We start from the raw sequence: 12,999 nt of genomic DNA, 5'->3' as shown, positions 1-12,999 counted from the left end.
AACTACTTATCGAAAATTTCTGCCTTGTTCTCAAGCATTTTTCCTGCGCTATTTATTATCACTTACTTACTGTGATTGGTATAACGAGATATTCGCGATTCTATATTTGGAATGGCGGAAGCTCTAGATAATTAAAAACGCCTCAAGCAGTGCTTGAGGCGTTTTTTAGGATTTTAAATCAGCTATAGGGTATTAACCTATAGACAAATTAGGATCAAGTGGACTTACGTAACCCGACGGTTTAAGAGCAAGTACGTCACAGTTAATCTTGTCGATTACATGTTCCGCAGTATTACCAATAAACACGGCAGACAATCCAGTACGGCCGGTTGTACCAAGAATCACCATAGCAGCGTTGTTTTCAGACGCGACACGAGGAATAACATCTTCTGGCAAGCCTTGCTCAACAACAGTTTGCTCTTCACTCATACCGTGTTTCTGGCGCAACGCTTTCATCGCTGTTAAGTGATGACCACGAACCGCGTCAGTATAAGAGGTTGGGTCAAACTCTGGCAGCTCGATTGTGATATTAGCAGGTGTCACTGGGTAGGCGTTTACCAATAGCGGCTCAGCATCTAAACGACCTGTGATTTCAAGTAACCTGTCGACCATCGTATCATTGAGCTCTAAGTGAGCTTCGGTTTCAGAGCCTACATGAACTGAAGCGTAAATCTTCGCGTGTTCTGGCCAGAAATCATTTTTAACCAATAGCACTGGGCTAGGGCATTTTCTCAATAAGTGCCAGTCGGTAGGAGTAAAGATGACAGATTCTAAGGTATCGTGCTTACGCGTACCTTTGATTAGAATGTCATGCTCGCCACTGTAAACCTCTGCAATGATCGCTTCATACGGGCGGTTATGCCAAACCACTTGCACGTTAAATTCAATAGAATCATCAAGGTAAGGAGCCGCCACTTTATTCATCCAAATTTCACGTTGATGAATTACGCCTTTACGCATTGCGTCTCTTTCATCGACAGAGAGCATAGATGTCATGTCATACGAGAAATCGTAGATCGATAAAAAGAAAGTGATGTGGCTTGTTGATGTGCTTTTCTTGGCAAGTTGGATAGCACGAACTAGAGCAGGTTGCTCATCGTGATTAATGTCTGCGACAACTAAAATTTTGTTATAGATACTCATAACTAAGCCTACTTTTCAGACCGAACATATAAATAATGTAGCGTAGTTATGGAGAGAATAAGAGAAATATAAGAGGTTTTAAGAGAGAAACATGATGTAGCTCATTATTGAACTACATCATTGATATCTAGACTATTCTTTTGAAACGCCAGCAAGTTCCATCAACGCATCGTGATCTTCGATAGTGATATATTTGCCTTTAACGCTCAAGATGTCTGCTTTTTGGAAGCGACCTAAAAGACGGCTAATTGTTTCAACAGTCAAACCAAGGTAGTTACCAATATCGCCACGAGTCATCGTTAGGCGGAACTCACGTGGGCTGAAGCCACGTTGAGAGAAACGAGTAGAAAGGTTGTAAAGGAATGCAGCAAGACGCTCTTCCGCGTTCTTCTTAGAAAGAAGCAGAATCATTTCTTGGTCACCTTTAATCTCATTACTCATCAGACGCATAATTTGCTGACGCAATTTAGGCATTTTGCCTGATAGGTCGTCTAGAATTTCGTATGGAATTTCACAGACCATAGAAGTTTCTAACGCTTGTGCGAAACTAGGGTGCATGTCACCAGTAATCGCATCGAAGCCAACAAGATCGCCCGCTAGGTGGAATGCAGTAATCTGCTCATCACCTTGCTCGGTAATCGTGTAGCTCTTGATCGTTCCAGAGCGAATAGCGTATAGAGATTTAAGCTCGTCACCGGCTTTAAATAACTCTTGGCCTTTTTGAATAGGCTTTTTTCTCTCAATGATCTGATCAAGTTGATCGAGTTCAGATTCATTCAAAGTAAACGGAATACAGAGCTGGCTAATACTACAATCCTGGCAATGGATCGCACAGCCACCAGACTGAACACGTTTCGTCACAGGCTTTTCAGAAATCATAACAATCTTTCACTATTTGATATACGTCAATATTTTAGCATTCCTTAATCCTAAAGGGTAGTAAAAAAACCGGATTAAAGACGCCACCATACGGTATAAATAATAAGCTGTAGCGCCATATAACCGGTATAGAAGCCGTAAATAAGGATTAAAATTGCACCAAACTGACGAAATAAGTCAGCTTGTTGCAGTTTTTTGAGGAAATTTGCACCCATTCCAACCGTGAGCATCGCAGGGAGGGTTCCTAAACCGAAAGCAAGCATGATACCCGCTCCGTTATACCAACTTCCTGATACGGCCGCCCATGTCAGCATAGAATAAACAAGGCCACATGGTAACCACCCCCAAATGAAACCAAATGGTAGAGCGTGACTAGGATGCTTCAATGGTAGAAATGATTTACCGACAGGAGAGATATAGCGCCATAGTTTTTGTCCGACTTTTTCAAAAAACAACAAACCGAACCACCATTTGCCAATATACAAACCTAAGACGATCATAAAACCAGCAGCAAATAATCGCAGCCAACCTAGCAAAGCGTTAAAATCGCTTAGCTGACCTATAGAAGAAATTGCACCGCCAATCACACCGCCAATCACGGCATAGCTTAGCAAGCGTCCTAGGTTATAAAGCAGGGGAATGACAGGGGAAGGTTTACTGTTTCCAATTGAAAGAAGCGACGCAATGCCACCACACATTCCCATGCAGTGACCTGCGCCGATCAACCCAACAACAAAGGCTCCGATCCAATCAGGCGTCATCGTTCTTTTTGTCTAAGTTAGTTTGGCTTTCTACGTTAGCTTTCTCGTTCTTAACAGGTTTACTATCAGAATGATGATGAGCATTAGTGTCTTCATCAAACAGAATGTTGTGGCCTTGACGCTCAAGGTCTTCAAACTGCTCACTCTTAACTGCCCATAGAAAGATACCGACAGCGATGCACACTAGTACGATCGCAATTGGAATAAGTATGTATAAACTTTCCATTATTTACCTTGCTCTTTTAAAAGCCTTAACGAGTTAGACACAACAATAATAGAGCTAGCAGACATGCCAACAACGGCAATGTATGGAGCAACCAAACCCGCTACGGCCAATGGAAGAATAAGTAAGTTATACCCCAACGACCACGCTAAGTTTTCACGGATTATCTTACGCGTTTTAAGCGCTAATGTTCGTGATTTAAGTAATCTATCGAGTTTGTCACCCAATAAAACCATATCCGCTGAGGCTTTCGCCACGTCGGTACCGCCGCCCATAGCAACCGAAAGGTGTGCTCCTGCAAGAATAGGCGCATCGTTAATACCGTCACCAACCATCATGGTGATGTCACTAGCGTCTCTAGAGTTTAAATAAGCCAGTTTATCTTCCGGCTTCGCGTTAGCAACAATGTCAGTAATGCCGATCTCTTCTGCAACAGGTTTCGCGTTAATCAAGGAATCGCCGGTGAGCAGGGTCGTTTTGATTCCCGCTTCTTTAAACTTTTGAATAAACTCGATACTTTCTTTACGAATTGGATCTTCATAAGTGAATGTTGCGATATGTCGACCAGACATCGACAAGTAAATACCATTGCTTTCCGATGTTTGTGCATCACCAAGAATGAATTCACTGCTGCCGATAGCGACTTCTTGTCCATTCCACTCACCAGTGATACCAGAGCCTATTACGTTATTGACAGACTCTACTTCGATATCATCAGAAAGATGAGTCTTGAACGCTTTCGCAATAGGGTGGTTAGCATGTTGCTCTAGGCTCGCCGCTACTTTCAAACAGGTGTCTTTGTCAAGTTCTGCGGGGGTTTCAACTTGGCTGATACGAATATCACCCTCGGTCAACGTGCCTGTTTTATCTATGATCAAGTGATTCACTTTGCACAAAGTTTCAAACACATGGCCTTTGCGCAGCAAGATACCGAAATTACCCATACGAGAAGTTGAGCAGGTGATGGCTGTCGGTGTTGCAAGCGATAGAGCACAAGGACATGTCGCAACAAGTACCGAGAGCATAATCCAGAAAGCATCTTCTGGACGTGTTTGGTGCCAGTAAAACCAAGTGCCGAACGAGATAACCAGAATCACAGCAACAAAGTATCGAGCAACCACATCGGCAATCTCTGCGATGCGAGGCTTAGACAGTTGCGCTTCATCCTGAAGGCGAACGATATTGGAAATCACGGAATCCGCTTTAGACGTCATCACTTCCAATTCAAACGATTCATCACCATTCAATGTACCAGCAAAGACGGTATCGCCTTCATTCTTAACCACATGAATCGATTCGCCAGTCAGCATCGATTCATCAATATGAACTCTACCAGACAGTACTTTACCATCCGCAGGGATATGCTCACCGGGTAGAACCCGAATCTGATCGCCAACCTTCAAGGTTTTTACCGGAACTTGCTCACCGTCTAAAGTTGTCGCCATCGCAGGAACCAACTTAAGCAGGTTACCACTCGCGGCTGCTGCTTTACGACGCGCGCGCATCTCAAGGAAACGACCAAGCAACAAGAAGAAGGTGAACATCGAGATAGATTCAAAGAACACTTCGCCTTGCTCTGTCACCGTTGCCACTAAACTCGCAACATAGGCAAACAATAGAGCGATCGACACAGGAACATCCATGCCCAAGGTTCGGCCTTTAATACTACGCCAAGCGTTAATATAGAACGGTAATGCAGAGTAGAGCAGTACAGGCGTTGCGAAGATCAAACTCACCCAACGAAAGTAGCTTTTGAATTCCGGCTCAAGGCTGCCAAAAACTTCGAGATAAAGCGCCACCGCTAGCATCATAACTTGCATAGTCGCTAAACCCGCGACACCAAGACGATAAAGGTAGTTTTTCATCGAACGATGATAAGCGGCTTCTTGTTGGTCAGCCTCGAATGGTGCGGCTTTGTAGCCCAACCTATGAATCGCGGATAGCAACTCGCTCAGTTTGGCCTGAGTGTTGTCCCAGCTAAGCAGGGCACGGTTAGTCGTGGTATTAACACGAATACTCACAACGCCAAGCTTTGAAGAAACTTGCTTCTCAATAAGCCAAGCACAAGCCGCACAAGAGACACCATCTAGTGACAATGTCACCTCGGAGATGTTTTCGGAGTTACGGACGAACTCCAATTGAACATCTTCATTGTCGTAATGACTCAGTGCCAGAAGCTGCGATGGCACCAAATCTGCTTTTTCAGCAGGAGCAGTACGGTATTGGTAATAAGAAACCAAACCACTATCTATGATTGTCTGGGCTACGGTTTCGCAACCCGGACAACACATCGGTCGAACCGACCCTAAGATTTCTACTTTAAAATCCGTTTCCGCTGGTACATCTTCACCGCAGTGATAACAGGATTCACACATAAGCTTTAATTCGTTAGTTGAGTAGGAGTGTCAATAGGGAAGTTCATGCGACCTTGCACTAACCATTCAGAATCATGCGGAGAAAGCTCAATAAACCATGGTCCTTGCATTTCGTGATCCAAAGTCATGGTGTAGTTGCCTTTCGCATCCGCTGTCAGTAGTTGAGTAAAATCGCGGTCAGGCAGTGTTCTGTGAACAAACATTGCGTTAATCGCAGGGAAGTGATCGAGTTTACCTTTCTCAAGAGTAATGATAACGGAGTTACCTTTCTCGTTAACTGAAGCTGAAAGGCCGAGTTCCTTTGCAATATTTACTTTTGAAATGTCGACATTAATGCCTTTTCCTTTTTTATAGTAATCCTCAGTCACTAGGTCTACAGAGTTCTGTGTGAACACAATAACCGTCATGATGGTCCAAATAACTACTGTCGCTGGCAACGCGATTAAGAACCACGGCCAAAACTGTTTATACCAAGGCTTTACCATAAAAAAGATCTCAAAAAAGAATAAAAAGAAGGGGTTATAAAATAAAGGAAAGACAGCCTCTTAGAAAGAGGCTGTTATTGAAATGTTACTTATTATCCGAGTTGCTTAAGCTCCACACGTATGATGAAATCAGTTGTACTTTATCCTCGCCTAGAATGTCTTTCCAAGCAGGCATCACGCCAGAGCGTCCGTACATTACTGTTTCCGTCACAGCAGCGCGAGAGTCGCCAAACAACCAGTCGCGGTCGGTCAGGTCAGGTGCACCTACAGCAGGGTTACCCTTACCATCTGTACCGTGACATGCAGCACATACAACAAAGCGTGCTTTACCAGCTTCAGCTTCACGAGCATTCACACTACGTCCAGAAAGGCTAAGCGTGTAGCTAACCACTTCTTTAACGCCTTGCTCACCAAGTGCATCTTTCCAGCCAGGCATTTGGCCAACACGACCATGCATGATTGTTGTCACGATAGCTTGTGGTTCACCACCATATAGCCATGCGTCATCAGTTAGGTTAGGAAAACCTTTTTGACCACGAGCATCAGAGCCGTGACACTGAGAACAGTTTTGCAAGAATAAACGTTGGCCCACTTTAATTGCGTCAGCATCTGATGCAATGTCAGGGACAGAACGTAAACCATTTTCGTCGTGAGCTAGCTTTTTGAATGCTTCACCAAAATAGGTGTTGGCGTCATCAAGCTCTTTCGCATACTCGTCTAACTGCTTGTTCGCTTGAGCCGCAGCAATTGAAGAGCGAGACTCTTCAATACTACGAACCTCTTGGTTTGAACTTGTCCAACCTAGTAGACCTTTAAAATTGCCAAGGCCAGGGTAAAGAGCAAGGTAAACCGCTGCAAACACAATCGTACTGATGAAAAGGTATGTCCACCATTTTGGTAGTGGGTTATTAAGCTCACGAATACCATCGTATTCATGGCCCATATCATGACCTTCTTCTACGCCAGTTCGATCTTTAAAACACCAACGAAGCAAGACAGCACAACCAATTAGGGTACCAATCGTAATCGCACTAACCCAGATACTCCAGAATGTACTCATTACTTTGTCACTCCTTGATTTTTAGAACTTGTTGCCGGCTCGTCGTCTGCAAACACTAGGTTCGCATCTTCGTCGAAACGTGATTTACGATTCTTGCCGTATGCCCACCAAACGATGCCGATGAAGCAAGCAAAAACAGTAACAGTCCAAACACTTTGAAATGTAATAATGTCCATAATTATTCCTTATTTCATTGCGTGGCCAAGCGATTGAAGGTAAGCGATGATTGCATCCATCTCTGTTTTTCCTTCAACATCTTGTTTAGCGTTAGCAATTTGTTCGTCTGTGTAAGGAACACCAAATTGATTACGGAAGAGTTCAAGCTTCTGTTGAGTCAATTTGCCATCAAGTACATTCTCAGCAAGCCATGGGAAACCTGGCATGTTTGATTCAGGAACAAGTTCACGAGGGTCGATAAGGTGAACACGGTGCCACTCATCAGAGTAACGTTCACCAACACGCGCTAGATCTGGACCAGTACGCTTAGAACCCCATAAGAATGGGTGTTCCCAAACGCTTTCGCCCGCTACAGAGTAGTGACCGTAACGTTCAGTTTCAGATCGGAAAGGACGAATCATTTGGCTGTGACATACGTTACAACCTTCGCGGATATAAATATCACGACCTTCCATTTCCAAAGCAGAGTAAACGCGTAGGTTTTCTACAGGTTCAGTCGTCTGCTTTTGGAAAATAAGAGGGGTAATTTCTACTAAAGCACCAAAACTGATAGCAATAACGATCAAGATCGCCAGTAGGCCAACGTTCTTCTCTACCAACTCATGGCGATTATTTGAATTTGAGCTCATTCTAAATCTCCTTAAGCCGGTTGAGGGATAGCTTTAAGGCTATCTTTAGGTGCAGAAACAGTTTTGTACGTGTTGTATGCCAGTAAGAACATACCAGATAGGAAGATGAAGCCCCCTAAGAAACGTACAAAGTAGAACGGGTAAGATGCTTCTACAGATTCAACGAAGCTGTAAGTTAATGTACCGTCAGAGTTAACTGCACGCCACATCAGACCTTGCATCACACCAGATATCCACATTGCAACAATGTAGAAAACGGTACCAATCGTTGCTAACCAGAAGTGAACATTGATTAGAGATACAGAGTACATACGCTCTTGACCAAATAGTTTAGGAACTAAGTGGTAAACCGAACCGATAGAAACCATCGCAACCCAACCTAGCGCACCAGAGTGAACGTGACCGATAGTCCAGTCCGTGTAGTGAGATAGTGCGTTAACCGTTTTGATTGCCATCATAGGGCCTTCGAAAGTCGACATGCCGTAGAATGATAGTGAAACGATTAGGAAACGTAGGATAGGGTCGTAGCGTAGCTTATGCCACGCACCAGATAGAGTCATAATACCGTTGATCATGCCACCCCAAGATGGAGCAAACAGAACCAAAGACATAACCATACCTAGAGACTGAGTCCAGTCTGGAAGTGCTGTGTAGTGTAGGTGGTGAGGACCAGCCCAAATATACAGAGACACAAGAGCCCAGAAGTGAACAATCGACAAACGGTAAGAGTAAACAGGGCGACCAGCTTGTTTAGGAACGAAGTAATACATCATACCTAGGAAACCAGCTGTCAATAGGAAGCCTACCGCATTGTGTCCGTACCACCATTGCACCATTGCATCGATCGCTCCGGAATAAATCGAGTACGATTTAAACGCAGATACAGGAACAGCCAGGCTGTTAACGATGTGCAACACGGCAACCGTGATGATGAAGGCTCCGAAGAACCAGTTAGCTACATAAATGTGCGATGTCTTACGTTTAATCATGGTTCCGAAGAACACGACCGCATAAGCTACCCACACAAGAGTAATAGCAATATCGATTGGCCATTCAAGTTCTGCGTATTCTTTACCAGAGGTTAAACCTAACGGTAAAGTAATTGCAGCGGACAGGATAATCGCTTGCCAACCCCAAAAGGTAAAGGCTACGAGAGGGCCACCAAAGAGACGCGTCTGACAGGTACGTTGCACAACATAATATGATGTTGCAAACAGCGCACTTGTACCGAACGCGAAAATAACCGCATTAGTATGCAGGGGACGTAAACGACTGTACGTCAGCCACGGCGTATCAAAGTTTAGCTGTGGCCAAACTAATTGAGCGGCAATCAAAACACCAACGCCCATACCGACAATACCCCACAAAATTGTAACAAGGGTAAATTGACGGACGACCGTATAGTTGTAGTTTTGTTCAAGCTGCTTTTCTTGGCTCATTTGCATGCTTCCAATTTCTTATTTACTACACTTTACTTCCAACACGACTCACGTCGTAATGCCACCCAAATTAGAAAAGGAAATTCAGCCTATTCAGAGCTTTATTTCCACTTGCTGATTTTAAAAAAAAGTGGCATTTTCAACGCGACACTATACTTGAATTAACAAATCAATGACAGAGTAGTAACCTTACGCTTGGTCTGGAATTGGATTTTTATTTAAAAACTTTGAACTTTGTAACAAGGAGTAAAGATTATAATGGCGGCACAAAAGCTAACGAAAGGCAGGCTTGTTCAAATTATCGTCATGTTGGTTATTTTAATAGCTGCATTTACTTGGAGAACAGTGACATACGACAATGACGAAACAGTAAACTGTATAATTTCTAAACCTTGCCAAATTACTATTGATAAACATAATGTTTTAATTTCGGGTGATAACCTAGGGTATTCGATCGAAACATCTAAAACTGGTAAATTTATCATTAACTATAATGAGAGCGGAACTCTAGAAGAAAAAGGGGCATCAATTTGGCTGTTACGAACGAACGCTCAGAACTCCTCAATAACGGTTACATTTCCACAACAGATAGCCACACTTTCTGTAAACCTTTCTAAGGAATAACACAGTAACAAGTTAGTCTCACCTCAATTCTTTTGATAGAAATATGTACTAAGTCAGTGAAATAGATTGTATAAAAGTGTTATAAAGAGAGCATTAATAAAATCTTCCGAGATCTATGAAATTTCTATCAAAAGTCTCTTATTCCCTAGACGATAAAATCGCAGTAGATGAGCTGCTCAGTGGGGTGGCAAACCCTGACGATATTGCCTGTCTTATCTGCTACTGCACCGAAGAGTACTCCACACTTGCTGTGCAGAGATATTTGGTAGATGCGCTCCCGAATACACCAATACATGGCTGCACCACTTGTCACGGTATTATGACCGAAACAGGGTTCCATTCAGGCCCTGTGATTGGGATACTCATCATCTATGATTCCGGGATCAATGCCTACGGTACCGGCATCAGTCACTTTGGCGATTCCATAGACCGTAGTACATTCAGCGCCATCGATAAAGCATTAAAGAACGCCAACCGAGAAGGTGAAATACCCGATCTTATCTTGCTCCATTCCACCCCAGGAAATGAAGAGAAGGTGATGGCGGCCATCGATAACAAATTTGGCACAGAGGTGCCGATTATTGGTGGAAGCGCAGCAGACAATCAAGTGTCTGGAAATTGGAGTATCTTTACCGAAGAAGCTCTTGCTATTAATGGCATCTCTTTAACGGTGTTTTTTGCGTCACAATCCATCTATTCATCTTTTAGCGCCGGTCATACACCCACCCAGTATTCAGGCACCGTCACAAAAGTAAGAAATCGAATATTGTTAGAGATCGACCATAGGCCTGCGACCACCGTTTATAATGAATGGACTAATTTTCATTTAGGTGGCAGTGATGATGGGTATATTTTTGAAAAGTCGACAGTTTATCCATTAGGTCGAAAGGTCGGTTCTTCTTACGACTACCCATATTTCAAGTTGTCGCATTCGATCAGAGAAACTGAGTGTAACGGTATCGAGTTGTTCACTGATATCAATGAAGGTGACACCATCTATTTGATGCAAGGCTCTAAGCAACAACTTATCAGCCGTGCCGCTAACATCATTCATTCGTCTTACTATAATGATATGGATCTTGAAGAAAAATTAGGGGCGATCAACATATTCTGTGCAGGACCAATGCTGCACCTAAAACAAGATATGGATGAGGTTTGTGACCAAATCAATCACGCACTTGGTGGGCTTCCATACATATGTCCATTTACGTTTGGTGAGCAAGGCAGACTCTCTGGTGGTGAGAATGCGCACGGAAATTTGATGGTATCGTCTGCAACGTTTTATAGGCTGAAAAAGTAATGGATACTGAAGACCAGGAAGCGCTGCAAGAAGCTCGTATTGAACTCCAAAAACTAAAGGTCCGTGAACGTAAATTAGCTGAAGAGAATAGGGTGATCCTATCGACTATCTCTGCGATCAGTAAGGCGAGTAACATATCTGAAATATTTTCTAGTCTCGAATTTGCACTCAAAAAATACATAAAGTTTGATGATTTTATTGTGGTCTCAAGAGTAGGGAATGAAGGTAGTTTCAAAACCCTGTTAACCAATAACAAAGTGTTCGAACAAATGAATTGGACAGATTGTGGCAAGCTATCGCGAGTCATTAATGGAGAATGTGCCATTCTTTTTGAACCCAAATCTCTGGGTGAATTCAGCACTTTGCATCCCATTATCCTAGACCAAATTAACTCCGTACTGATTACTGGTATTGATAGCGGGCTAACACAATCCGTTATCATCTTTATCCATTCCAATACCAAACACTTTAGTATTGAAACCAAAGCCACTCTAAACCGATTTCGACCACTGATTGAGCGTGCTGTTTTCGATATTGAAAACAAAGAAAAACTTGAAGCGACAGTCCGAGAACGTACAGCAGAACTCGTAGCAGCAAGAAAAGACGCAGAAAGAGCCAACAAAGCCAAATCTGAATTCTTAGCAATGATGAGTCATGAGTTAAGAACGCCGCTAAACGCTACCATAGGCTTAATCGACACGCTAAAGTCCACACCGCTGAATGATGAACAACAGTCTATATTGTTAAATATGAGTACATCATCTGAACTCCTATTGGCGATCATCAGTGATGTATTGGACTTTTCGAAGATTGAATCTGGATGTTTCTCGTTGGCACCTCAATGGAGTAACGCAAGAGACACTGTAACTTTTGTTTTGTCTGAACAAAAGAAGATAGCAGACGATAAAGGGTTGTCGTTAACCCTAACTAGCGACATTCCAGAAGGTGAACTACATTACATCGACCCAAGTCGCTTAGCACAGATCCTTTTTAATCTCATTGGTAACGCAATAAAGTTCACTGAACACGGGCATGTACATGTTTCTATTACATACCAGCACAGTTCATTCCGTATTAGCGTAGAAGACACCGGAATTGGCATCAGCTCACAGCAACTTTCGTCGTTATTCAGTCCATTCGTGCAAGCCGATAGCACAATCACACGTAGATTTGGTGGCACCGGCTTAGGTTTAGCAATAACAAAACGACTAGTAGAACTGATGCGCGGGCGTATATCGGTCGAGAGTGAGCCAGGAAAAGGCTCGAAATTTGAAGTGCGGTTGCCAGTTCTAACGAGAGTGACGAACAATCAAGATCATGCTGCAGAAGATAAATACTCGCAAGTTCCAAGAACCCGTTATTCAGTGTTAGTTGTTGAAGACAACCCAACCAATCAGATGGTGATTCAATTGATCCTTTCGCGTCAAGGCCACGAAGTTTTCATCGCAAGCAACGGTGAAGAAGCCATTGGCTTTATAGAAAGAGGTAATGATCCGATAGACATTATCTTGATGGATGTGTCGATGCCAGTCATGGACGGAATAACCACAACCAAATACATGAGAGACGCAAACATCAAAACACCAATCGTCGCGCTAACGGCACACACATCAGTAGAAGATAAATTTTCTTGTTTAGATGTCGGTATGAATGATTTCATTACCAAACCTGTAAGAACCAAAGAGATCATTGAAGCAATTGATAGGTTAATGCTTGAAGTCTAATAAACGTATTCTTAATCGAAGATTAGGAAATATGTTTATTAGGTATTTTATGGTAAATAGACTTACTGTTAAATAGAACGTCAGTTTGGTAGTCAAACAAGAGGCAGGGCATCACACAAAGATACCTGCCTTATAAACACCAAACACGATTTAACATAATATACATAATACGCACTTAGC

At 43.0% G+C, this 12,999-nt stretch carries 13 protein-coding genes; 3 read left to right on the top strand and 10 right to left on the bottom strand.

Annotated features, from left to right (window positions below; all coding sequences use genetic code 11):
- Nucleotides 1-192: 192 nt before the first annotated feature.
- The 10 genes from uspE to ccoN form a co-directional block, all read right to left on the bottom strand.
- Nucleotides 193-1,143, bottom strand: coding sequence for a universal stress protein UspE (gene uspE, locus AB4589_RS09890; RefSeq protein ID WP_017097864.1), 951 nt, complete (start codon nucleotides 1,141-1,143; stop codon nucleotides 193-195).
- A 132-nt stretch (nucleotides 1,144-1,275) separates the two neighbouring features.
- Nucleotides 1,276-2,022, bottom strand: coding sequence for an FNR family transcription factor (locus tag AB4589_RS09885; protein ID WP_009846714.1), 747 nt, complete (start codon nucleotides 2,020-2,022; stop codon nucleotides 1,276-1,278).
- A 74-nt stretch (nucleotides 2,023-2,096) separates the two neighbouring features.
- Nucleotides 2,097-2,783, bottom strand: a complete 687-nt coding sequence (locus AB4589_RS09880) for a sulfite exporter TauE/SafE family protein (protein WP_371709802.1) — start codon at nucleotides 2,781-2,783, stop codon at nucleotides 2,097-2,099.
- Nucleotides 2,773-3,009 carry a cbb3-type cytochrome oxidase assembly protein CcoS gene (ccoS, locus tag AB4589_RS09875; protein WP_139683896.1) on the bottom strand — a complete coding sequence of 79 codons (237 nt, stop codon included), beginning with the start codon at nucleotides 3,007-3,009 and terminating at the stop codon, nucleotides 2,773-2,775. The genes AB4589_RS09880 and ccoS overlap by 11 nt, the downstream gene beginning before the upstream one ends.
- Complete coding sequence (locus tag AB4589_RS09870; protein ID WP_372100302.1) at nucleotides 3,009-5,381, bottom strand: heavy metal translocating P-type ATPase; 2,373 nt, start codon at nucleotides 5,379-5,381, stop codon at nucleotides 3,009-3,011. The genes ccoS and AB4589_RS09870 overlap by 1 nt, the downstream gene beginning before the upstream one ends.
- A gap of 5 nt (nucleotides 5,382-5,386) precedes the next feature.
- Nucleotides 5,387-5,866: a FixH family protein gene (locus tag AB4589_RS09865; protein WP_009846710.1), complete on the bottom strand. Its 480-nt coding sequence runs from the start codon at nucleotides 5,864-5,866 to the stop codon at nucleotides 5,387-5,389.
- Nucleotides 5,867-5,951: 85 nt separating this feature from the next.
- A complete protein-coding gene (gene ccoP, locus AB4589_RS09860; RefSeq protein ID WP_009846709.1) occupies nucleotides 5,952-6,926 on the bottom strand; it encodes a cytochrome-c oxidase, cbb3-type subunit III in 975 nt (324 codons plus the stop codon).
- Complete coding sequence (locus AB4589_RS09855) at nucleotides 6,926-7,102, bottom strand: CcoQ/FixQ family Cbb3-type cytochrome c oxidase assembly chaperone (protein ID WP_009846708.1); 177 nt, start codon at nucleotides 7,100-7,102, stop codon at nucleotides 6,926-6,928. The genes ccoP and AB4589_RS09855 overlap by 1 nt, the downstream gene beginning before the upstream one ends.
- 9 nt (nucleotides 7,103-7,111) lie before the next feature.
- Nucleotides 7,112-7,732 (bottom strand): cytochrome-c oxidase, cbb3-type subunit II, encoded by a 621-nt coding sequence (gene ccoO / locus AB4589_RS09850; RefSeq protein WP_122047301.1) that lies wholly within the window; start codon nucleotides 7,730-7,732, stop codon nucleotides 7,112-7,114.
- An 11-nt stretch (nucleotides 7,733-7,743) separates the two neighbouring features.
- Nucleotides 7,744-9,177 (bottom strand): cytochrome-c oxidase, cbb3-type subunit I, encoded by a 1,434-nt coding sequence (ccoN, locus tag AB4589_RS09845; RefSeq protein WP_008221953.1) that lies wholly within the window; start codon nucleotides 9,175-9,177, stop codon nucleotides 7,744-7,746.
- 252 nt (nucleotides 9,178-9,429) lie between these two features.
- Here ccoN and AB4589_RS09840 point away from each other — a divergent pair, with 252 nt between their 5' ends.
- The 3 genes from AB4589_RS09840 to AB4589_RS09830 all read left to right on the top strand — a co-directional run bounded on the left by AB4589_RS09840 (nucleotide 9,430) and on the right by AB4589_RS09830 (nucleotide 12,819).
- Nucleotides 9,430-9,795: a hypothetical protein gene (locus AB4589_RS09840; RefSeq protein WP_009846706.1), complete on the top strand. Its 366-nt coding sequence runs from the start codon at nucleotides 9,430-9,432 to the stop codon at nucleotides 9,793-9,795.
- A gap of 115 nt (nucleotides 9,796-9,910) precedes the next feature.
- On the top strand, nucleotides 9,911-11,095 hold the full coding sequence (locus AB4589_RS09835; RefSeq protein ID WP_372100300.1) for an FIST signal transduction protein: 1,185 nt from the start codon (nucleotides 9,911-9,913) through the stop codon (nucleotides 11,093-11,095).
- Nucleotides 11,095-12,819: an ATP-binding protein gene (locus AB4589_RS09830; protein ID WP_372100298.1), complete on the top strand. Its 1,725-nt coding sequence runs from the start codon at nucleotides 11,095-11,097 to the stop codon at nucleotides 12,817-12,819. The genes AB4589_RS09835 and AB4589_RS09830 overlap by 1 nt, the downstream gene beginning before the upstream one ends.
- The last annotated feature ends 180 nt before the right edge of the window (nucleotides 12,820-12,999 follow it).

Source organism: Vibrio sp. 10N.222.49.A3 (assembly GCF_041475145.1).
In the GTDB taxonomy this organism is placed as follows: Bacteria; Pseudomonadota; Gammaproteobacteria; order Enterobacterales; family Vibrionaceae; genus Vibrio; species Vibrio tasmaniensis_A.
Note: the sequence above shows the minus strand (reverse complement) of the source record. Positions and strands in the feature narration are given on the sequence as shown.

Excerpts from the sequence above, each read along its gene's own strand:
- uspE (WP_017097864.1), bottom strand. The coding sequence starts at position 1,143 with ATGAGTATCTATAACAAAATTTTAGTTGTCGCAGACATTAATCACGAT.
- AB4589_RS09885 (WP_009846714.1), bottom strand. The coding sequence starts at position 2,022 with ATGATTTCTGAAAAGCCTGTGACGAAACGTGTTCAGTCTGGTGGCTGT.
- AB4589_RS09880 (WP_371709802.1), bottom strand. The coding sequence starts at position 2,783 with ATGACGCCTGATTGGATCGGAGCCTTTGTTGTTGGGTTGATCGGCGCA.
- ccoS (WP_139683896.1), bottom strand. The coding sequence starts at position 3,009 with ATGGAAAGTTTATACATACTTATTCCAATTGCGATCGTACTAGTGTGC.
- AB4589_RS09870 (WP_372100302.1), bottom strand. The coding sequence starts at position 5,381 with ATGTGTGAATCCTGTTATCACTGCGGTGAAGATGTACCAGCGGAAACG.
- AB4589_RS09865 (WP_009846710.1), bottom strand. The coding sequence starts at position 5,866 with ATGGTAAAGCCTTGGTATAAACAGTTTTGGCCGTGGTTCTTAATCGCG.
- ccoP (WP_009846709.1), bottom strand. The coding sequence starts at position 6,926 with ATGAGTACATTCTGGAGTATCTGGGTTAGTGCGATTACGATTGGTACC.
- AB4589_RS09855 (WP_009846708.1), bottom strand. The coding sequence starts at position 7,102 with ATGGACATTATTACATTTCAAAGTGTTTGGACTGTTACTGTTTTTGCT.
- ccoO (WP_122047301.1), bottom strand. The coding sequence starts at position 7,732 with ATGAGCTCAAATTCAAATAATCGCCATGAGTTGGTAGAGAAGAACGTT.
- ccoN (WP_008221953.1), bottom strand. The coding sequence starts at position 9,177 with ATGCAAATGAGCCAAGAAAAGCAGCTTGAACAAAACTACAACTATACG.
- AB4589_RS09840 (WP_009846706.1), top strand. The coding sequence starts at position 9,430 with ATGGCGGCACAAAAGCTAACGAAAGGCAGGCTTGTTCAAATTATCGTC.
- AB4589_RS09835 (WP_372100300.1), top strand. The coding sequence starts at position 9,911 with ATGAAATTTCTATCAAAAGTCTCTTATTCCCTAGACGATAAAATCGCA.
- AB4589_RS09830 (WP_372100298.1), top strand. The coding sequence starts at position 11,095 with ATGGATACTGAAGACCAGGAAGCGCTGCAAGAAGCTCGTATTGAACTC.